Annotated in this window: 22 protein-coding genes; 14 read left to right on the forward strand and 8 right to left on the reverse strand. The window is 68.9% G+C overall.

From position 1 onward, the window contains the following. Positions 1 to 378: 378 nt before the first annotated feature. On the reverse strand, positions 379 to 855 hold the full coding sequence (locus AB0J95_RS19605) for a GNAT family N-acetyltransferase (protein ID WP_364759221.1): 477 nt from the start codon (positions 853 to 855) through the stop codon (positions 379 to 381). Further along, positions 852 to 2,645 (reverse strand): long-chain fatty acid--CoA ligase, encoded by a 1,794-nt coding sequence (locus tag AB0J95_RS19610; protein WP_364759224.1) that lies wholly within the window; start codon positions 2,643 to 2,645, stop codon positions 852 to 854. Before AB0J95_RS19610 ends, AB0J95_RS19605 begins: the two co-directional genes overlap by 4 nt. Positions 2,646 to 2,729: 84 nt before the next feature. On the opposite strand from AB0J95_RS19610, the gene AB0J95_RS19615 reads away from it, so the two are divergent. The 8 genes from AB0J95_RS19615 to AB0J95_RS19650 all read left to right on the forward strand — a co-directional run bounded on the left by AB0J95_RS19615 (position 2,730) and on the right by AB0J95_RS19650 (position 8,291). After that, positions 2,730 to 3,101: a polyketide cyclase / dehydrase and lipid transport gene (locus tag AB0J95_RS19615; protein WP_364759226.1), complete on the forward strand. Its 372-nt coding sequence runs from the start codon at positions 2,730 to 2,732 to the stop codon at positions 3,099 to 3,101. 9 nt (positions 3,102 to 3,110) lie between these two features. Further along, positions 3,111 to 3,899: a metallophosphoesterase gene (locus AB0J95_RS19620; RefSeq protein ID WP_364759229.1), complete on the forward strand. Its 789-nt coding sequence runs from the start codon at positions 3,111 to 3,113 to the stop codon at positions 3,897 to 3,899. 23 nt (positions 3,900 to 3,922) lie between these two features. Beyond that, positions 3,923 to 4,363 carry an SRPBCC family protein gene (locus AB0J95_RS19625; RefSeq protein ID WP_364759959.1) on the forward strand — a complete coding sequence of 147 codons (441 nt, stop codon included), beginning with the start codon at positions 3,923 to 3,925 and terminating at the stop codon, positions 4,361 to 4,363. Positions 4,364 to 4,370: 7 nt separating this feature from the next. Further along, entirely contained in the window at positions 4,371 to 5,531 is a 1,161-nt protein-coding gene (locus AB0J95_RS19630; protein WP_364759232.1) for an ArsA family ATPase, read from the forward strand. 44 nt (positions 5,532 to 5,575) lie between these two features. Beyond that, on the forward strand, positions 5,576 to 5,896 hold the full coding sequence (locus AB0J95_RS19635; RefSeq protein WP_364759962.1) for a hypothetical protein: 321 nt from the start codon (positions 5,576 to 5,578) through the stop codon (positions 5,894 to 5,896). Beyond that, positions 5,890 to 6,843 (forward strand): ROK family glucokinase, encoded by a 954-nt coding sequence (locus tag AB0J95_RS19640; RefSeq protein ID WP_364759234.1) that lies wholly within the window; start codon positions 5,890 to 5,892, stop codon positions 6,841 to 6,843. The genes AB0J95_RS19635 and AB0J95_RS19640 overlap by 7 nt, the downstream gene beginning before the upstream one ends. A gap of 66 nt (positions 6,844 to 6,909) precedes the next feature. Beyond that, complete coding sequence (locus AB0J95_RS19645) at positions 6,910 to 7,464, forward strand: DUF4360 domain-containing protein (RefSeq protein ID WP_364759237.1); 555 nt, start codon at positions 6,910 to 6,912, stop codon at positions 7,462 to 7,464. Between the two features lie 29 nt (positions 7,465 to 7,493). Continuing rightward, positions 7,494 to 8,291 carry an aldo/keto reductase gene (locus AB0J95_RS19650; RefSeq protein WP_364759965.1) on the forward strand — a complete coding sequence of 266 codons (798 nt, stop codon included), beginning with the start codon at positions 7,494 to 7,496 and terminating at the stop codon, positions 8,289 to 8,291. Between the two features lie 133 nt (positions 8,292 to 8,424). Here the strand turns inward: AB0J95_RS19650 and AB0J95_RS19655 are convergent, their stop codons facing one another. Next, positions 8,425 to 8,832 (reverse strand): nuclear transport factor 2 family protein, encoded by a 408-nt coding sequence (locus AB0J95_RS19655; RefSeq protein WP_364759240.1) that lies wholly within the window; start codon positions 8,830 to 8,832, stop codon positions 8,425 to 8,427. Between the two features lie 279 nt (positions 8,833 to 9,111). Here AB0J95_RS19655 and AB0J95_RS19660 point away from each other — a divergent pair, with 279 nt between their 5' ends. Next, entirely contained in the window at positions 9,112 to 11,784 is a 2,673-nt protein-coding gene (locus tag AB0J95_RS19660; RefSeq protein ID WP_364759243.1) for a LuxR C-terminal-related transcriptional regulator, read from the forward strand. Here AB0J95_RS19660 and AB0J95_RS19665 read toward each other — a convergent pair. Beyond that, positions 11,781 to 12,326, reverse strand: coding sequence for a hypothetical protein (locus AB0J95_RS19665; RefSeq protein ID WP_364759246.1), 546 nt, complete (start codon positions 12,324 to 12,326; stop codon positions 11,781 to 11,783). The genes AB0J95_RS19660 and AB0J95_RS19665 overlap by 4 nt on opposite strands. A 176-nt stretch (positions 12,327 to 12,502) precedes the next feature. On the opposite strand from AB0J95_RS19665, the gene AB0J95_RS19670 reads away from it, so the two are divergent. Next, positions 12,503 to 13,246 (forward strand): lysophospholipid acyltransferase family protein, encoded by a 744-nt coding sequence (locus AB0J95_RS19670; RefSeq protein WP_364759249.1) that lies wholly within the window; start codon positions 12,503 to 12,505, stop codon positions 13,244 to 13,246. Between the two features lie 9 nt (positions 13,247 to 13,255). After that, positions 13,256 to 13,759: a polyadenylate-specific 3'-exoribonuclease AS gene (locus AB0J95_RS19675; RefSeq protein ID WP_364759252.1), complete on the forward strand. Its 504-nt coding sequence runs from the start codon at positions 13,256 to 13,258 to the stop codon at positions 13,757 to 13,759. Here AB0J95_RS19675 and AB0J95_RS19680 read toward each other — a convergent pair. Next, positions 13,756 to 14,373, reverse strand: a complete 618-nt coding sequence (locus tag AB0J95_RS19680) for a hypothetical protein (RefSeq protein ID WP_364759255.1) — start codon at positions 14,371 to 14,373, stop codon at positions 13,756 to 13,758. The two genes, AB0J95_RS19675 and AB0J95_RS19680, sit on opposite strands and share 4 nt — an antisense overlap. 204 nt (positions 14,374 to 14,577) lie before the next feature. Between AB0J95_RS19680 and AB0J95_RS19685 the strand changes: the two genes are divergently transcribed. Continuing rightward, positions 14,578 to 15,603, forward strand: a complete 1,026-nt coding sequence (locus tag AB0J95_RS19685; protein ID WP_364759258.1) for a 6-phosphofructokinase — start codon at positions 14,578 to 14,580, stop codon at positions 15,601 to 15,603. 49 nt (positions 15,604 to 15,652) lie between these two features. Here the strand turns inward: AB0J95_RS19685 and map are convergent, their stop codons facing one another. After that, positions 15,653 to 16,420 (reverse strand): type I methionyl aminopeptidase, encoded by a 768-nt coding sequence (gene map / locus AB0J95_RS19690; RefSeq protein ID WP_364759260.1) that lies wholly within the window; start codon positions 16,418 to 16,420, stop codon positions 15,653 to 15,655. 57 nt (positions 16,421 to 16,477) lie between these two features. Here map and AB0J95_RS19695 point away from each other — a divergent pair, with 57 nt between their 5' ends. Beyond that, on the forward strand, positions 16,478 to 16,720 hold the full coding sequence (locus AB0J95_RS19695) for a helix-turn-helix transcriptional regulator (RefSeq protein ID WP_364759263.1): 243 nt from the start codon (positions 16,478 to 16,480) through the stop codon (positions 16,718 to 16,720). A 111-nt stretch (positions 16,721 to 16,831) separates the two neighbouring features. Here AB0J95_RS19695 and AB0J95_RS19700 read toward each other — a convergent pair whose 3' ends face one another. Continuing rightward, on the reverse strand, positions 16,832 to 17,581 hold the full coding sequence (locus AB0J95_RS19700; protein WP_364759266.1) for an antibiotic biosynthesis monooxygenase: 750 nt from the start codon (positions 17,579 to 17,581) through the stop codon (positions 16,832 to 16,834). A gap of 53 nt (positions 17,582 to 17,634) precedes the next feature. Here AB0J95_RS19700 and AB0J95_RS19705 point away from each other — a divergent pair, with 53 nt between their 5' ends. Next, positions 17,635 to 17,973 (forward strand): helix-turn-helix domain-containing protein, encoded by a 339-nt coding sequence (locus AB0J95_RS19705; RefSeq protein WP_364759269.1) that lies wholly within the window; start codon positions 17,635 to 17,637, stop codon positions 17,971 to 17,973. Here AB0J95_RS19705 and AB0J95_RS19710 read toward each other — a convergent pair. Then, complete coding sequence (locus tag AB0J95_RS19710) at positions 17,963 to 19,237, reverse strand: ankyrin repeat domain-containing protein (RefSeq protein WP_364759272.1); 1,275 nt, start codon at positions 19,235 to 19,237, stop codon at positions 17,963 to 17,965. The two genes, AB0J95_RS19705 and AB0J95_RS19710, sit on opposite strands and share 11 nt — an antisense overlap. Positions 19,238 to 19,241: the final 4 nt, after the last annotated feature.

Raw genomic sequence — 19,241 nt, forward strand, 5'->3', positions numbered from 1 at the left:
TGCCGACTGCGGTGAATCGCGTGACGATCCCGGGGGGAGAGATTCATCTGGTCGTACTGCGAACCTGTACTGACCTCGACCCAGACGAGCTTGCGAGTGGTGCCCACCGGTGGTGGGTCGCCGGCGTAGCTGCCCGTGCAGTTCGTGATCTTGGTGATCCTGAAGGCCAGTTCGCAGGATTCCGCGGTGCCGCCGCAGTGGTCACCGGTCCCCGCCCATTGTCCGAGCGACTTCTGCGAGCACGACAAAGTGCTTGATCATCTCAGGCTCTCCTCTGGCGGTGATCTGCCTGCGTGGAGGGCGTCGAATGGATCAGTCACACCGTTATCAGCCGTGACCGGACTGTGTCCTACGTGGACCTGAGGTCGCTCGATCGAGTTACCGCAGCGGTTTGATGAGGACGAAGCAGGTTTCGGGGCGGGAGCGGCGGCCGGTGGGCAGCCAGATGTCAGTGAGCAGGGAGATGGGGGAGTGGGGTTGTTCGCGGTAGCCGAGGCGGGTGAAGAGGCGGGCGGCGTCGACGTGTTCGACGGGCACGGCGATGCCGACCTTGGTGTGGCCGTGGGTGTGCAGGAGGCGTTCGGCGGCGGTGACGAGGGTCTTGGCGTGGCCGTTGCCTTGGTGTGGCGGGGCGACGTTGATGCCCTGGATGAACGGGACCGCGGGCAGGGCGATGCGGACGGCGGGTTGTTCCGGCGGTTCCACGCGGATGTAGAGGTGGCCGATCAACTCCGCGTCATGCCAACCCGTGAGCAGCCAGCCTCGGCCGGAGTTCTGGCGCGCCAGGCGGTCGGCGAAGAACGCCTCCTCGAAATGCGGTGAATCGCTGTCGGTGGCCGGCCGGATCTCCATCATCCGTAGATGGACTCGATGCGGTCCGCGTACGCCTTGGCGATCACTTCCCGCCGCAGCTTCAGGCTCGGCGTGACCTCGCCGCGTTCCTCGCTGAAGTCCCTTGGCAGCACGGTGAACGCGCGGATCGACTCGGCGCGGGACACCGCCTGGTTGGCACTGTCCACAGCGGACTGGATGGTGGCGTGCAGGTCGGGGTCGTCGACCAGGTCGGCAACGGTCGCGGAGACCGGCTTGCCGTGCGCGGCCTTCCAGTGCGGGAAGTGCTCCTCGTCGATGGTGATCAACGCGCCGATGAACGGCCGCCGGTCGCCGACGACAAGCGCCTGGGACACCAACGGGTGCATGCGCAGGCTGTCCTCGAGCACCGCCGGGGCAACGTTTTTGCCGCCAGCCGTGACGATGATCTCCTTCTTGCGCCCGGTGATGGCGATGAACCCGTCACTGTCCACAGTGCCCAGATCGCCGGTGTGGAACCACCCGTCCTGCAGCGACTCCTTGGTGGCGACCTCGTTGCGCCAGTACGATCCGAACACCATGTCGCCGGACAGCAGGATCTCACCGTCATCGTCGATCCGCACCGAAGCCCCGGCGACCGGCCGACCCACAGTGCCCACCCGGAAAGCCGCGTCGGTGTTCACCGCGATCGCGGCCGAAGTCTCAGTCAGCCCATAGCCCTCGTACACCGGAACCCCGATGCCCCGGAAGAAATGCGCGAGCCGCTCGCCAAGAGGCGCACCGCCGGAGATCGCGGCCTCACACCGCCCACCAAGAGCCGCCCGCAGCTTGACATACACAAGCCGGTCGAACACCAAGTGCTTGGCCCGCAACGCCACCCCGGGCCGGCGGGTCTGGCTGTACTCCAGGGCGACCGACTCGGCGAGGTCGAAGATCCGCCCCTTGCCGGTGGAATGCGCCTGCTGCCGCGCGGAGTTGTAGACCTTCTCGAACACCCGTGGCACAGCGACCACGAAAGTCGGCCGGAACGTCCCCAGATCCTGAACCAGGGTCTTCACATCCGGCAGATGCCCAACGGTCGTGCGCGCGTACACGCAGCACAAAGCGATCGCCCGGGCGAAAACGTGCGCCAACGGCAGGAACACGAGCATGGAGTTGTTGGGTCGCAACAACTCCGGGAAGGCCGCGAGGTCCGCGCGGACCTCCGCCAGCAGGTTGCGGTGGGTCAGCTCAACGCCCTTGGGCCGCCCGGTCGTCCCGGACGTGTACACGAGGGTCGCGAGCGAGGAGGCCCGCACGCTCCGGCGCAGGTCGTGCGTGGTCTCGTCGTCGACCTCCGCGCCCAGCGACGTCAGCTCGTCGACCGCGGGCGCGAGGTCCTCATCGGCGTCGATCTGCCAGACCCGCCCGATCTCCGGCAACCGGTCGACCAGGCCATCGACGACAGCGCGGTGCGCGGGGGTCTCGACGATCACGGCGCGCGCGTCGGAGTCGGTCAGGATCCACTCGACCTGGTCGGCCGAGGAGGTCTCGTAGATCGGCACGGTGACGCACCCGGCGGTCCAGATCGCGAAGTCGAACAGCGACCACTCGTACCGGGTCTTGGACAGCAGCGCCACTCGGTCGCCGGGCTTCAGGCCGGTGGCGATCAGTCCTTTCGCGACCGCCAGCACGTGCGCGGCGAACTCACGCGCCGTCACGTCCACCCACGACCCGTCCACCTGGCGGCGGAAGCTGACGGCGTCGCCGAACCGGTCGGCGTTCGCGAACACCATGTCCGTCAGGTTCTCGTCGGCATTGACCGTGAACGTCGCCGGCGCACTGTATTCCCGCACGTCGGCAGAAGATAGTCCACCTGTGCACGCCGTGAAACTTTTACCCGTGGGACGGGTGCCGCCTGCCCGTGCGATGCTCATGGTGTGCCCGCTGTTGATGTCGTCGACGAGACGTTCCTCGCCGTGCCGCCCGCGACCGTCGCCGCCGCGTTCACCGACCCGGCGACCTGGCGCAGGCTCTGGCCGGACCTGCGGCTGGAGGTCTACCTCGACCGCGGCGACAAGGGACTCCGTTGGACTGTCCAAGGGGCGCTCACCGGGTCGATGGAGGTGTGGTGCGAGCCGATGCTCGACGGCACCCTGCTGCACTACTTCCTGCGGGCCGACCCAGCTCAGCCGATGACTCCGCGTGAGGCCATGCGCGAGGTCCACCGCCGCCAGCTGGCCGCCAAGACCATCGCGTTCGACCTCAAGACCGTCCTGGAGGATGGACGCCGCCCCGGCTGCCCACCGTAAGGTGAAGGAGTGCGGGTCCACGTCGTCTCCGATGTCCATGGCAACTCGGACGCGCTCGCTCGCGCGGGTGACGGGGCCGACGCGCTGGTCGTGCTCGGCGACCTGATCGACTTCGTCGACTACCACGACCACTCCGGCGGCATCCTGGGCGCCGTGTTCGGCCCGGAGAAGGTCGGCCGGTTCGCCCAGCTGCGCCGCAACCGCCAGCACGCCGAGCTGGCCGCGTACGCCCGCACGCTGTGGGAAAGCCTGGACAACGCCGCCGACACGGTCCAGGAGGCCCTGCGGGAGCAGTACGAGCGGCTGTTCCAGGCGATGTCCGCGCCCACGTACGCCACGCCCGGCAACGTCGACGTGCCCGAGCTGTGGACCGAGTTCGCCGGGGACCACCTGACGATCCTGGACGGCGACGTCGCCGAGATCGGCGGCCTGCGGTTCGGCTTCGTCGGCGGCTCGATCCTGGCGCCCGGCGGCCGGATCCGGCGGACCGGCGCGTGGTTCCCCTACCTCCGCCCGGAGGAGGATTTCAACGCCCGTGTCGGCAAGCTCACCGACGTCGACGTGCTCTGCTCGCACATCCCGCCCGCTGTGCCCGAACTCACCTACGACGTTGTCGCACGTCGCAGCGAGCCCGGTTCGCGCGCCCTGGTCGAGCTGATCAAGGAGCAACGTCCCCGGTGGTCGCTTTTCGGGCACGTGCACCAGCCGCTGTCAGCGCGGATCCGGATCGGCATGACCGGCTGCATCAATGTCGGACATTTCCAGCGAACCCAGGTGCCGCACGTTCTGACCTGGTGACCGAACCAGGTAGCCTGCCCGGCATGGCCGACGAGTCCACCCAGTCCATTGTCGTAGAGGCAGACCCGGACACGATCATGAGCGTGATCGCCGACTTCCCCGCGTACCCGGAATGGACCGGGGCGGTCAAGGAGGTCGAAGTCGTCTCCGAGGACGACGACGGGCAGGCCAAGCAGGTCGCCTTCACCGTCGAGGCGGTCATGTTCAAGGACTCCTACACCCTGGAGTACACCTGGGCCACCGACGGCCTGTCGGTGGACTGGACGCTGGTCAAGGGGCAGATGCAGAAGGCCCAGAAGGGCCGCTACCTGCTCGAGCCGCAGGACGACGGCGCCACCAAGGTCACCTACACGCTCTCGGTCACGCTGGCCGTCCCGATGATCGGGCTGTTCCGCCGCAAGGCCGAGAAGACGATCATGGACATCGCGCTGAAGGACCTCAAGCGCCGCGCCGAAGGGTTGTAACCCGGGCGTGCGGATCCTGCTGTTCACCGGAAAAGGCGGCGTGGGCAAGACCACCCTGGCCGCGGCGACCGCCGTTCGGCTGGCCGGGCGCGGGCACGCGACCCTCGTCGTGTCGACCGACCCTGCCCACTCGCTGGCCGACGCGTTCGGCACCCGGCTGGGCGGCGAACCGTCCCTTGTGGACACGCGTCTGCACGCCGCGCACGTGGACACCCGTGGCCTGGTCGACTCCGCGTGGCAGGAGCTGCGGTCGAAGATCCAGCTCATTCTCTCCGGCGCAGGGGTGGACGCGCTGGACGCCGAGGAGCTCACCGTCGTGCCCGGCCTGGACGAACTGCTGGCGCTGACCGAGGTCGCCCGGCTGGCGCGGACCGGCTCGTGGGACGTCGTGGTGGTCGACTGCGGTCCGACAGCGGAGACGTTGCGGCTCTTGGCTTTGCCCGACGCCATCGCCACCTACCTGCAGCGCGCGTTCCCGCCGCGGTCGGTGCGGGGGATGGTCGCCGGGCGGCAGGGCTGGGCCGACGCCGTTGCCCGGTTGGCGGAACACCTGTCCGACCTGCGGGAACTGCTGGCGAACCCGGAGGTCACCGGCGTTCGGCTGGTGCTGACCCCGGAACGGCTCGTGGTCGCCGAGAGCAAACGGACGCTGTCGGCGTTGGCGTTGCGGGACATCCGGGTGGACGGGCTGATCGCGAACCGGCTCGTGCCCAAGGCCGGGATGCGCCGTGGCCCGGCCGCCACCTGGCTGCGGACCCGTCGCGGCGAGCAGGACGCCGTTCTGGACGAGCTTCGCGCGTCGACTTCGCTGGATGTGCACGTGGTCGAGCATCGGGCAGCCGAGCCGGTCGGGCTGGATGCGTTGCGGGAACTGGCCGACGCGCTCTACGGGCGTACGGATCCGTTGGTGGCCTCGGGGTCCCGGCAGTCGCTGCTGCAGATCCGGCCGGACGGTGCCGCTTACCTGCTGCGCGTGGCGGTTCCGCTGACCGCTTCGTCCGATGTGGACTTGGCGCGGGTGGGGGATGATCTCGCCGTGACCGTGGACGGGATGCGCAGGCTGGTGCCGTTGCCCGCGGTGCTGCGGCGGTACTCGGTCGTGGACGCTTCCGTGGACGGGGACGGCCTGCTGATCCGGTTCGAGATCGCTGTGGAGGCCCTGTCGTGACCGCCGAGCCCGGATCGCGGCTGCTCGAGGAGATCGTGCTGCTGATGGACGCGGTCGCCGAGCGGATGGGCCCCTACCTGGACCGGGTGGCCGCCGAGCACACCGGGCCGCCGTCCAACTGTCCACTGTGCGCGCTGGCCGCCCTCGTGCGCGGCGAGCCCAACCCGCTGGCGGCGTCATCGTTGGACAAGGCGGCGGACATCGTGGCCCTGCTGCGGGCAGTCCTCGCCGACCGCTGGGAACCCGGTGTGCCGCATATGCCCGGTTTCAAGCCCGCCGGGCGACCTCCCCGCGCGCCCGCGGCCCCGGCCGAACACAATCAACGCGTGCAACACATTCCGGTTCGCCGCGGTTTCCCATGCTGACCATCGGCATCGACATCGGGGGCACCAGCGTGCGCGCCGGTGTGGTCGACCGCCGGGGCACCATTTTGGACACTGCCCGCGTCGGCACGCCCTCGGGTGCCGAGGCGTTGAACGACGCCATCGTCTCGGTCATCACCTCGCTGACGGCACGCCATCAGGTGGCCGCCGTGGGCCTGGCCGTGGCGGGTTTTGTCAGCACCGACCTGCGGACCGTCATGTTCGCGCCGCACCTCGCGTGGCGCCGGGCCGCGGTCGCCGACCGCATCTCACGCAAGATCGACCTGCCTGTGGTGCTGGAGCATGACGCCAACGCGGCGGCGCTGGCCGAGTACCGGTACGGGGCGGCGCGGGGCGCGAAGGTCGCTTGCCTGATCGCGATCGGCACCGGGATCGGCGCGGGCCTGCTGCTGGACGGGAAGATCTTCCGCGGCGCGCACGGGGTCGCGCCCGAGTTGGGACATTTGCGCATTGTCCCGGGTGGACGGCCGTGCTCGTGCGGCAAAGCCGGCTGCTGGGAGCGCTACTGCAGTGGAACCGCTCTCAGCGCGACCGCCATTGAACTTCTGGCCGGGCACCCCGGCCAGTCGACGGTGCTGGCGCGGGAGTCCGCGGGCGACGCACGTTCCATCACCGGACGAAAGGTCGCCGGGGCGGCCCGTGACGGGGATCCGGTGGCGCTGCGGGCAATGGCGGAGCTCGCGCGGTGGCTGGGCGAGGGTTTGGCTCTGGTGGCGGACATCTACGACCCCGAGGTCGTCGTGATCGCGGGCGGCGTGTCCGAGTCGGCGCCGTTGTTCCTGGACGATGCCCGGGAGTTCTACCGGGATGCCGTGACCGGCGCGGGATACCGCCCGCTGGCCCGGATCCGGACCGCGCAGCTGGGCGACGACGCCGGGCTCGTCGGCGCCGCGGCGTTGGCCCGGGATGTCGTCAACGGCAAGCACTGACGCCTTCCGGCGGTACACGGGCTGGTTCGGCGGCGATAGTTTTTGCCTCCCTGCGCAGGAGGTCTCATGTTCGCTGCAGCCGTTCTGGTGTTGAGCCTGGTCGTTCCGCCGCCGCCTTCGGTGACGATCGACGTGTTGTCCGTGTCGGGTGAGGGCTGCCCGCCTGGCAGCGCCTCGGTCGCGATGTCCCTCGACAACGAGGCGTTCACGGTGGTGTACAACGACTTCATCGTCCATCCACACGGGCCGGACGGACACAAGACGTGCGACATCTCGTTGCGGGTAAACCATCCCGACGGATACACCTACGGCATCGCGCAGACCGACTACCGTGGGTTCGCCAGCCTCGAACCGGGCACCAAAGGCACGTTGCGCACCAGCTACTTCTTCCCCGGCCTGACCCCCACCGTCCACAACCCGCACAACTTCGACGGCCCGATGGTCGGCGACTGGCAGACAACCGATCAACCGGTCACCGTCGTGCACAACACCTGCAAGGAACACAAACCGCTGACCATCAAGGCGGACCTCAAGGTGACCGGCAAGTCCGCGGCCAGCATGATGACCATGGACTCGACCGACGGCAGCGCAACGTTCAAGCTAGATTGGCGCAAGTGCTGAATGATGTTCGCCGCGTCGGGTTCGGCGCCATGCGTCTCACCGGGACCGCGCCGTTCCACCAAGGCGGGCCGCGGTCCCGTTCCACATCGATAGAGGTGCTGCGCCGCGCCATCGAACTGGGCGTCAACCACATCGACACCGCCACGTTCTACTTCTCGCAGACCCGGTCGGCCAACGAGCTGATCAACAGCGCGCTTTCGCCGTACCCCAAGGATCTGGTGATCGTGACGAAGGTGGGCCCGCGCCGCAACGCCTCGGGCGCTTGGGAACCACCGGCCACACCCGCGGAGTTGCGCGGGGAGGTGGAGGAGAACCTACGGCAGCTGGGGCTGGACTGCCTGGATGTGGTGAACCTGCGGGTATCCCGCGGGCAGACCTCCGTGGCGGCGCATTTCTCGGCGCTGGCGGCGTTGCAGGCCGAGGGGCTGATCCGGTCGTTGGGCGTTTCGGGGGTGACCGTGGCTCAGTTGGCTGAGGCGCAGGCGATCGCGCCCGTCGTGTGCGTGCAGAACCCGTTCGCCTTCGACCGGCGGCAGGGGCGGGACGTCCTGGACGCGTGCCGTGACCAGGGCATCGCATTCGTGCCTTTCTTCGCGATCGCCGGCTCCGGCCGCGACACCGGTGACGGCAGCACCCCCAGCGCCGCCATCACCGATCTCGCCGCCGCCCGCGGAGCCACCCCCGCCCAGATCCGCCTCGCCTGGACCCTCCACCAAGGCCCGCACGTACTGGCCATCCCCGGCACCGGCTCCCTAACCCACCTCGAAGAGAACATCGCCGCAGCCACAATCACCCTCACCCCAGAAGAACTAGCCGCACTGGACTGACACCCATCCGAGCGAACCCCGTGCGAACCGCCCACTCGCACGCCTCAATCCCGCTTCACCGCCCTAATCCTCGATAGAATGGCATCGGGGAGCCCCCCGGGTGGGTGGGGGATTTTGTGGGGCCGGATGGGTGTCAACGGTTGGCGGTGGCCGACTTCACGAAGTCGGGGACTTCGCCGGGTGCGATCAGCGGGCCGCTGAACTGGATGTGCGCGATTTTCCAGGTTTCCTGGAGGACGGCGACGATGCCGAGGCGGAAGGAGCCGTTGTTCTCGAAGCCGCGGGCGGTGGTCCGCTGGGTCTCGGTGGCCTCGACGATCGCGGTGTCGTTGTACACGCGGATGTGCAGGTCCGTCACGCTGAACTCGTGGTTGCGCACCGAGCCCGATTCGTGCCGCCCCAGCCATTGCGCCCGGTTGAGCACGAACCCGACCGGGCCCACGCCGATGAAGTCGTCGGTCAGCAGCGCGTCCATCGCGGCCGCGTCACCGGCCAGCTCGGCGTCCACCCAGCTCTGCACCAACGAAGTGATCTTTTCCATGAGTAACCCCTTTCAGGAGAATCGCGGTGTACTGCGTCGCGGCGAGCTGCCAGCCGGTGCCCGACCGGACCCACACGCTCAACACGCGGAACAACCCGGCAGGCGGCCGCGACCAGTTCGGTCAGCACCGCGGAGTCGCCGTCGACCAGGGCGCGGTTGAGGCGCCCCTGGCTGTGGGCGATGGTGGTTGTCCCCATGCCCGTACGGTGCCTGGCGGGCCGCCGCGGAACATTGGCCAAGTGGCCGATATCGGCAAAACCGCTGGCTACGATTCGGGGTATGACCGTCCACAACCTGCCGGTTTCGCTGACGAGCTTCGTCGGCCGCGGGCAGGAGCTGGGCGAGATCGAGGCCTTGGTGTCCGGCCGGCGGCTCGTGACGCTCGCCGGGGTGGGTGGCTGCGGCAAGACGCGGCTCGCGGTCGAGCTCGCCACCCGGGTGAAGGACCGCTGGCCGGATGGGGTGTGGCTGGTCGACCTGGGACCGGTGACCGACCCGGACCAGGTTCCCAGGCTGACGGCGGCGACCCTGAAAGTCCTGCTCGAACCGGGCAGCGCGCCGATCGACGCCCTGGCCGCCCAGCTCCGGCAGAAACGCCTGCTGTTGTGCCTGGACACCTGCGAACACCTGCTCGACCCGGCCGCGGCGTTGACCGACACCGTCCTGCGCACCTGCCCCGAGGTCTCGATCATGGCCACCAGCCGCGAGCCGCTGGGTGTCGCGGGCGAAACGGTCTGGCGGGTGCCGTCGCTCAAGGAGGACGAGGCGGTCGAGCTGTTCGTCGACCGCGCGAGCCTGGCCGCGCCCGGGTTCGACGTCCACACGACCCAGACCGATGTGCGCGCGGTGTGCGAACAGGTCGACAACATCCCGCTCGCGGTGGAACTGGCCGCGGCGTGGGTGAGAGCGCTTTCACCGGCGCAGATCGCGGCCGGGCTGGCCGACCGGTTCCGTGTGCTGGCGGGCGGAGCGCGCCGCGCGATCCCGCGCCACCAGACGCTGCAGGCGTCGATGGAGTGGAGCCACGCGCTGCTGGACGACGACGAGAAAGCCGTGTTCCGCCGGATGGCGGTGTTCTCCGGAACGTTCACCCTGGAAGCCGCGGAAGCCGTCTGCGACAGCGAACTGGCCATGATCGGCCGCCTGGTGGACAAGTCCCTGGTGTCCGTGCGCGAAAACGATGGGCACGTCCGGTATCGCCTGCTCGACACCGTCCGCCAGTACGCGCAGGAACGGCTTGACGCGTCCGGCGAGACCGAGACCATCCGCGACCGGCACCTGGACCACTACCTGCGCGAGGTCGAGGCCGCGCAGGACGGCCTGGAGACCGACCAGGACACCTGGCGCCGCGAACTGCTCAGCCAGCAGGACAACATCAACGCCGCCCTGGACCGGGGACTATCCACAAAGGACGATCGCGGTCGCAGGCTGGCCGCGGCCATGGCGCGCCAGTGGTTCATCACCGGTCAAGTGCACGCCGGTCTGGACTTCCTGCGGCGCGCGGCCGATCCTGCGGACCGGTCATCGCTGCAAAGCCGTCTGCTGGCAGGGATCGCGCTGCTCGGCATGTTGAGCGGGCGGATGGTCTTCATCGACGAGGTCGCCCGGCAAGGCCTGGAGCTGGCCGCGGAGAACGGCGACGACGTGGCGCGCGGCCGCTGCCTGACGGCGATGGCGTTCACGGCGTTCTTCTCCGACTTCGAGAAGTGCGAGGCGGTGGCGCGCGAGGCCCACGAGGTGCGGTCGGGCGACCCGTTCACCGAGGACTTCGCCGCGATCATGGCCGCCTACTCGTTCACCGCGCGCAACCGGCACGAGGAGGCCATCGCAATTGCGCGACCGGTCTACGAGCGCAGCGCCGCGCGCGGTGACCGGTTCTGCGCCGCGTTCGCGTACTGCATCGAACTGTGGGCCGGGCTGGAGACCGGCGACCTGCGCCGCGCCACCGAGGTGGGCGAAGGTCTGCTCCCGATCGTGGGGCCGCTCGGCGACTACTTCGCGGTCGGCACCATGACCGCCAACATCGCGCTGGTCGCGGGGATGACCGGGAACATCGCCGCGGGCCTGAAGATGCTCGAGGGCATCGTGCGCTCCATCGACGAGACCCCGGACGTCGACGCGGTCGCGTTCGAGCACTCGATGGGCATGCTGCACCTGTGGGACGGCGACCTCGACGACGCCGTCCGGTGGCTGGAACGTGGCATCTCGCGGATGACCACGGACACCCGGCACTGGACGGCCACGCGATGTTTTCCGGGTCTGGCAGCCGGTCTGCGGCTGCTGGGAAGGCTCGAAGAGGCCGCTGAGGTCGCGGCCAAGGGTGTGCGCCTGGCCGAGGAACACAAGTCGCCGTACATCCTCGCGGACGCGTTGGACGAACAGGCGTTCCTGATCCGCGACACCGATCCAGGCCGCGCACGCGACCTGCACCACCAAGCACTGTCGTTGCGCCGTGAAGTCCGTGTGCATACCTACACCGTGCGTAGCCTCGACGCGTTGGCTCACCTTGAGGCGGCTGTAGGCAATCACGCGGAAGCCGTGCGACTGCTAGGGACTGCTAGCAGTGCGCGCGAGGCTATGGGCCACCCGTTGCCCCCGGTCGACTTGAAGGAACACGAGGCAGTCGTCGCGGCTCTGCGCGGGCACCTTGGCGATGACGAGTTCTTGTCACTCTGGGACGACGGCGCGGCCCGTTCGCTCGACGACGCGGTGGCGGCGCTGACCCGTGGGCGTGGGCCGCGGAACCGTCCGCAGGCGGGCTGGGCGAGCCTCACGCCGACCGAGCTGGACGTGGTGCGGCTGGTCGCCGAGGGCTTGTCCAACCCGGAGATCGCCACGCGCCTGTACATGAGCCGCGGCACCGTGAAGGCGCACCTGACGCACATCTACGCCAAGCTCGCCGTGACCAACCGGACGGAACTGGCCATTCTCGCCGCGGCCAACCCGGCCTAGACCTGAGCGCCGTTGTCGTCGCTGTCGTCGGAGTTGTTCTGCCGGATGCGCAGCACGACCAGGCCGATCCCGACCGCCGCGCTGATCAGGGCGATGGGTGTGGCCACCCGCGTGGCCAGGCCGATCAGACTGGGCGCGACCAGCAGGAACAACGCGATCAGCATCAGCACCAGGGCGAGGATCGTCAAGGCGCTGGGCCGGGGGATGGGCGGCGGCTCCGGGGGCACGTAGTGGTCGTCGTCCGTGCTCCACGCCCAGTCGACCTCGGTGTCACTGCCGCGCCAGGCCACCGGAGGCGGCGACGCGGCCGGCGGTGGCTCCTCCGCGGCGGCGGACGACTCCTGCTGCTCGGCCTGCTCGGCCGCCGGGGCGTCGGTCAGCTCCGCGAGGTCCGACAGGTCCGTGGGCACGTTCGCGCCGACACCCTCGCGTTCCAGCTCCGCGACGATCTGCGCGAAGGCGGCGTCCACGTCCTCCGGTCCGTCCGAGCCGCCCTTCATGACGGAGTCCCGAAGAGTTGCACCCGACTCCTCCTCGTCCATCCAAGTCTCACTAGCCATCGTCGCACGGACTCCCATCGCGGGCGCCAGTTACTTCGTTGTCTTTTGCGCGTTGTTTTCCCCGGGGCCGCCGGTACCGACATGTGGGGGCCTTGCGTTGTGCCTGACCGGCCACTCTTCGTAGGCTGTTCGGCGGGAATAGGGAGGCGCGCTACACGGTGCTGTACTTGCTGATGAAACACGTGCTGCTGGGACCGGTCCTGCGGCTGTTCTTCCGCCCGGAGGCCGAGGGACTGGAGAACCTCCCGAAGTCCGGCGGCGCGATCCTGGCCAGCAACCACCTCGCGGTCTCCGACTCGTTCTTCATGCCCCTGGTGATCCCCGGCAGGCGGGTGACCTTCATCGCCAAGATGGAGTACTTCACCGGCACGGGCATCAAGGGCACGCTCAAACGCTGGTTCTTCACCGGGATGGGGCAGATCCCGATGGACCGCACCGGCGGGTCGGCCGCGCAGGCGGCGCTGGACACCGGCGTGCGGCTGCTCAAGGAGGGCAACCTGCTGGGCATCTACCCGGAGGGCACCCGGTCGCCGGACGGGCGGCTGTACAAGGGCAAGACCGGCATCGCCCGGATGGCGCTGACCGCCAAGGTGCCGATCATCCCGGTGGCCATGTTCGGCACCGACATCGCCAACCCCATCGGTTCCAAGATGTGGAAGCCGACCAAGATCCGGGTGAAGTTCGGCGAGCCCATCGACCTGTCCCGCTACGAGGGCATGGAGGGCGACCGGTTCGTCGAGCGGTCGATCACCGACGAGGTCATGTACGCGCTGATGGAGCTGTCCGGCCAGGAGTACGTGGACGTGTACGCGGCCAAGGTCAAGGAGGCGCAGACCGCCACCAACGGCCACGTGCCGGTCCAGCGTGACGTGGAGCGCGTCCCCGAAACGAAGGCTGGGTAAGGTCTGTCGGTGAAATTTTTTTACGACACCGAGTTCATCGAAGACGGAGTGACGATCGACCTGGTGTCCATCGGTGTCGTCGCGGAGGACGGCCGCGAGTTCTACGCGGTGTCGACCGAGTTCGACCCCGGCAAGGCCGGCCAGTGGGTGCGCGAGAACGTGCTGGACAAGCTGCCGTCCCCGGGCGACAAGGCGTGGCGCAGCCGGGCCGCCATCCGCGAGGAGCTGATGAAGTTCCTCAGCCCCAACGGCGAGAACGTCGAGCTGTGGGCCTGGTTCGCCGCCTACGACCACGTCGCACTGGCCCAGCTCTGGGGCGCCATGCCCGCCCTCCCGCGCCAGCTCCCGCGGTTCACCCGCGACCTGCGCCAACGCTGGGAGGACGTCGGCAAGCCCCCGCTGCCCAACCCCCCGACCGACGCCCACGACGCGCTGGCCGACGCCCGCCACAACCTCGCGCGCTGGCAGATCATCGAGGTCGAACGCCTCCGTCGGGGCTTCCCCGTCCGCTAGACCTTGGTGAACGTGCATCCGGCGACCCGGACGAACTCGCCCTTCTTGGCCGTGAACCGGGCCTGCCCCTCGGTGAAGTCGTTGGCGATGATCTTCTGCCCGGCATCGTCCTTCATCCGTGCCCAGTAGCAGCCATCCGGTGAGCCTGGCGACTTGTAGGACCCCGCGACCATGTCGGTGCCGACCAGGTAGGTGCCGTCGCTGACGGTGGTCAGCGGCCCGGGCGGTGGCTCCGGCGGCGCGGGTGGGGCCGGCGGATCGCCTTCGGCGAGCGTGAAGGTCGCGACGCAGCCGAACTCCTGCTTGTCCACCGACTTGATGACCAGCTTGTCGAGACCTGCCGCACCGACGCCGTAGAGGGTCACGTACCAGCCTTGGGCCTTGACGTCATCGGAGTGGATCGCTGACTGCCCGATGTACGAGGAGACCGGGAAGTCGGTGCAGTGCACCTTCGTGGTCGTGGTCGGAGTGCTGATGGTCGTCGAGGTGGTGGTCGTGGTCGGCGTTGAGGTCGTCGCCTGAGGCGCCGATGTGGCCACTGGTTTGCTGCCGCAGCCGGTCAGCACCACCGCGCACAGGCCACCGGCGAGAACCAGCAATGGTCGGATCGTCATCTCTTCCTCCCCGGCGTGCGGTCGCCTGGGGCGTCTTTGTCGATCTCCCAGCTGTTACTCCGAGCGATGATGATGTCCTATTCGTTACGGAATGTGCTCACCAATCGTGCTCGGTTCCGAGGGGTGGGAGGGGCTCGAGGGTTTCCGGTTCGTTAACGGGGGGTCGGTTGCTTTACCGATCCAGCACGTGACACCCTTCACTCCATGCGTATTGGCGTACTCACCGGTGGCGGCGACTGCCCGGGTCTGAACGCGGTGATCAGGGCGGTGACCCGCAAGGGCATCGAAGCGCACGGCTGGGAGATCGTCGGGTTCCGCAACGGCTGGCAGGGACCCCTCGAAGGCAAGTCCAAGCCCATCGGGCTGGACCAGGTCGAGGACATCCTGACCAGGGGCGGCACGATCCTCGGCTCGTCGCGCACCAACCCGTACAAGGTCGACGGGGGCGTCGACAAGATCAAGAAGGTGCTGGCCGACCAGGGGATCGACGCGCTGGTCGCGATCGGCGGCGAGGACACCCTCGGCGTGGCCAAGCGGCTGACCGATGACGGTGTCGGTGTGGTCGGTGTGCCCAAGACGATCGACAACGACCTGGGCGCGACGGACTACACGTTCGGCTTCGACACCGCGGTGCACATCGCGACCGAGGCCATCGACCGGCTGCGCACCACCGCCGAGTCGCACCACCGTGCCCTCGTCATCGAGGTGATGGGCCGGCACGCCGGCTGGATCGCGCTGCACTCCGGCCTGGCCGGCGGCGCGAACGTGATCCTTGTGCCGGAGCGGCACTTCAGCGTCGACCAGGTCGTCTCCTGGGTCGAGCGCCGGTTCGAGCGGGAGTACGCGCCGATCATCGTGGTGGCCGAGGGCGCGCTGCCGGAGGGCGGCGAGGAGAAGCTGCTGACCGGTGAGAAGGACGCCTTCGGGCACGTCCGGCTGGGCGGCATCGGCACCTGGCTGGCCGAGGAGATCGCGCAGCGCACCGGCAAGGAGTCGCGCGCGGTGGTGCTCGGGCACGTGCAGCGCGGTGGCACGCCGACGGCGTACGACCGTGTCCTGGCGACCCGGTTCGGCCTGCACGCGGTGGACGCGGTGGCCGACGGCGACTTCGGTGTGATGGTCGCGCTGAAGGGCACCGACATCGTGCGCGTGAAGCTGTCCGAGGCGACCGCGGAACTCAAGACCGTGCCGCTGGAGCGTTACCAGGAAGCCGAAGTCTTCTTCGGCTGAGCAAGGCCCCCTCCGTGAGTGGTTCCGCTTGCCTGACGGGCAGGACCACTCACGGAGCGGTCAGGATCACCGGGCCGTCGGGGGTGACGGCGATGGTGTGCTCCCAGTGCGCGGCGCGGCTCCCGTCGGCCGACCGCAGGCCCCACCCGTCCGGTTCGGTCACATAGTTGTCCCGGCCGCCCGCGATGAACATCGGCTCGATCGCGATCACCAGGCCGGCCTTGAGTTTCAGGCCGCGTCCGGCCCGCCCTTCGTTGGGCACGTGCGGGTCCTCGTGCATCCTGCGGCCCACCCCGTGGCCGCCGTGGTACGCCAGCAGCCCGTAACCCCGCGTCCGGCCGATCTCGCCGATCGCGTGCGACACGTCGCCCAGCCTGTTGCCGACCTTCGCCTGGGCGATCCCCGCGTACAGGGCGTTGCGGGTCGTCTCGATCAGCTCGGCGTCCTCCGGTGAGGGCTCGCCGATGGTGAAGCTGATCGCCGCGTCGCCGTGGAACCCCGCGACGTGCGCTCCGCAGTCGACGCTGAGTAGGTCGCCTTCCTTGAGCCGGTAGTCGCCGGGGATGCCGTGCACCACCATGTCGTTGACCGACGCGCAGATCACCGCCGGGAACGGCGTCGGCGCGGAGTGCGGGTGGTAGTGCAGGAACGACGACTTCCCACCGGCCGCTGACATCACCTCGGCCACGACGTTGTCCAGCTCCCGCAGGGACACACCCGGCGCCGCGGCCTCCTTGGCCGCCGCGAGCATGGCCGCGACCACCTTGCCCGCCTGCCGCATCAGATCCAGCTCCGCCGGCGTCTTCAGGTCCACCATCACGCACTCCTCGGGATAATTATCCCGGTATTTCTATCACAGTATTACTATTGGCGGATGGTCCGGCCACCCCTCACCGACGAGGACCGCGAACGCGGCATCCGGCTCGGCGAAGCCCTGCGCGCGGCCCGCGGCGACCGCAGCGGCGTCGAGGTGGCCGCCGCCGCGGGCATCTCCGTGGAGACCCTCCGCAAGATCGAACACGGCCGCATCCCCACCCCCGCCTTCTTCACCGTCGTCGCCATCGCCCGCGCCGTCGACCTCCCCATCGACACCCTGTGCACAGTGGCCTCGATGTGACGAGGCCCGCCGGTTGCGAGCCGACGGGCCTGTGGACAACAACCCCAGCCGCACACCCCAGAACTGTCGGTCCCCTTCGCCTAGGCTGGATTTCGGGGGCCGGAGGCAAGGTCAGCTTGTGCCGTAGGGGCGGTGGAGCTCGCCCCAGCCCCAGGTGGGCATGGGTTCGTTGGTGGTGCCGGACATGCCGGGCTGGGAGTAGGTCAGGGCCATGCGGGTGCCCCATTCGAGGTAGCCGACGAAGGCCGAGCGGAAGTCGGGGTCGGTGGGCAGGCCGATGGCGTCCGCGGTGTCGATCAGCAGGTTCATCCAGTGGCGGCGCTGCTGCTCGGTGAGGGCCTTGCCGAGGTGCCGGGAGATCATGTGCTGGTGCCCGCCCCGTTCGGACGAGTACGCCTTGGGCCCGCCGAACACCTCCCCCAGCCAGGCGGCGACGTGTTTGGGGTGCTCGGGGTCCATGGTGGCGAACAGCGGCCCGATCAGCGGGTCGTCGGCGACGCGGGTGTAGAACTCGGTGAACAGCTTCTCGAAAGCGGCGGCACCGCCTGCCCATTCGTACAGCGAGGGCACCTTGTTGACCTGGTGGTAGTGGCGCATCTCCTCGATCGCGGACACGTAGTCCTTGATCTCGGCGAAGAACTCCTGGAACTCCTTGCTGGCGCGGAACCCCTCGACGTGGTCGGCGGTCGACGTCCAGATGATCCGCAGGATGTAGCTCTCGGGGTCCTCCTCGCACCGGGACAGCTCGTAGTCCCGGCAGAACGGGGACGCGAGCAGGGGCTTGGCGGCGCGCCGGTAGGCCTCCTCGAAAGCGGCCGTCTGGTCGAGAGCAATGCGATAACGGATGTACTCAACTGTCACGCCCACAGTCGACCACTTCGACCACGGCCGGGAAAGTACGTACTTTGTGGTGCGTGAGCGTGCAACGAACCCAGTACCACTGCCCGGTCGAGCTTGCGGTCGACGTGATCGGCGGCAAGTGGGCGGTGGTGATCCTGGCCCACCTCAAGGAAGGGGACCTGCGCTACGGCGAGCTGCGCCGCAAGGTACCCGACATCACCGAGAAGATGCTCACCCAGCGGCTCCGGGAACTCACCGAGGCCGGCCTGATCGAGCGGACCGAGCACGAGACCGCACCACCGGGGGTGTCGTACAAGCTCGTGGCCGACGACCTCAGGCCCGTGCTGCAGGCGTTGTACGACTGGGGGCAGAACCGCGCGGCGAGCAAGGGAATCGAGATCGTCACCCCATGAGCCGGTGCAGGCCGGTGCTGGTGGCGGCGAGCATCCCGCAGTGGTCGGCGTAGGCGAGGTCGTGCACGGACCCGAACGTGGTCTCCCGCCCGCGCGGCCGCCCGGACTGGGCGTCCAACCAGGACACTCCCGACTCGGTGCCCACCGCCAGCGTCCGGCCGTCACTGGAGAAGCACAACGACCCCGTGCGCGACTCGATCTCGTGCCGCCACGCGGGTTCCCCGGTCGCGGTGCGCGTCGCTATCACCGCATTGGGGTGTACCCACATCACGATCAGTTCACCGTCGGGGGAGAACCGGACCTCGCCGGACACCTCGGAGCTCCACGGCTGCGGGTCGCGCCGGTCGTAGCGGTGCCGCAGGTGCCCGTCCTCGGCGACGTCCAGCACCGTCAGCCACCAGCTGCCGCGCATCGAGTTCCCCACCGCCAGCGTCCGCCCATCGGGTGAAAACGTTGGTGTCACACGGGAATCGCCGAGACCCTCCCAGTCGGTGTGGTCCAGCTCCTGGTCCTTGCCCAGTACCGCGGCGCTGACCGGGTCCACAATCCACAGACGCTGGTTCCCGCCGACAGCCAAATGCCGCCCATCGGGTGACAACGCCAACGCCCCGGTGGGCACGTCCGGCAGCTCCCGCACCATCCGCATCGCCGCCCACTGCCTGATCTGCACGTTCCGCGGCGTCGCGAACGCCAGCATCGACCCGTTCACCGACGCCGCCGGCCCGGGAAGGTCCGTGCGGGACGCGATACGCATGATCTCGACCGGCCGGATCCGCGGCTCCACCTCCCACCGCACGAGCACGGTGCCGCGGTACATCGAGGTCAACGCCTCCGCCCGGCGCGGCCGCAGCACGACTGTCTGCTGAGGACCGCTCGCCACCTCGTCGAGCCCGAGATGCGCCGAGCGACCGTGATAACGCAACCGCCGGCCCATCTTCTCGCGTAACAGCGATGGGCCATCGGGTAACAGGTCCTGGGGTAAGTCGCCGAACCCGTCCCGGCTGCCCGGATCCGCGCCCCGCTCGAGCAACATCTCGGCCACGTCCATCCAGCCGTGCTCGATCGCCTGGTGCAGCGGCGTGGTCTCGCCGTTCGTCCGCACCGGCGCCCCCGCGGAGATCAGCAACCGCGCGATATCCGGATCCCGCGCCACCTCCAACGGCGTGTTGCCCGCCGCGTCGGTCACCGACAGCGCCGCCCCGCTCGCCAGCAACGCACGGACCGCATCCGTGTCGTTGCCGGCCACGGCGCTGTGCAAATCCACAGCC

Source organism: Actinocrispum sp. NPDC049592, from assembly GCF_040675465.1.
Classification (GTDB): domain Bacteria; phylum Actinomycetota; class Actinomycetes; order Mycobacteriales; family Pseudonocardiaceae; genus Kibdelosporangium.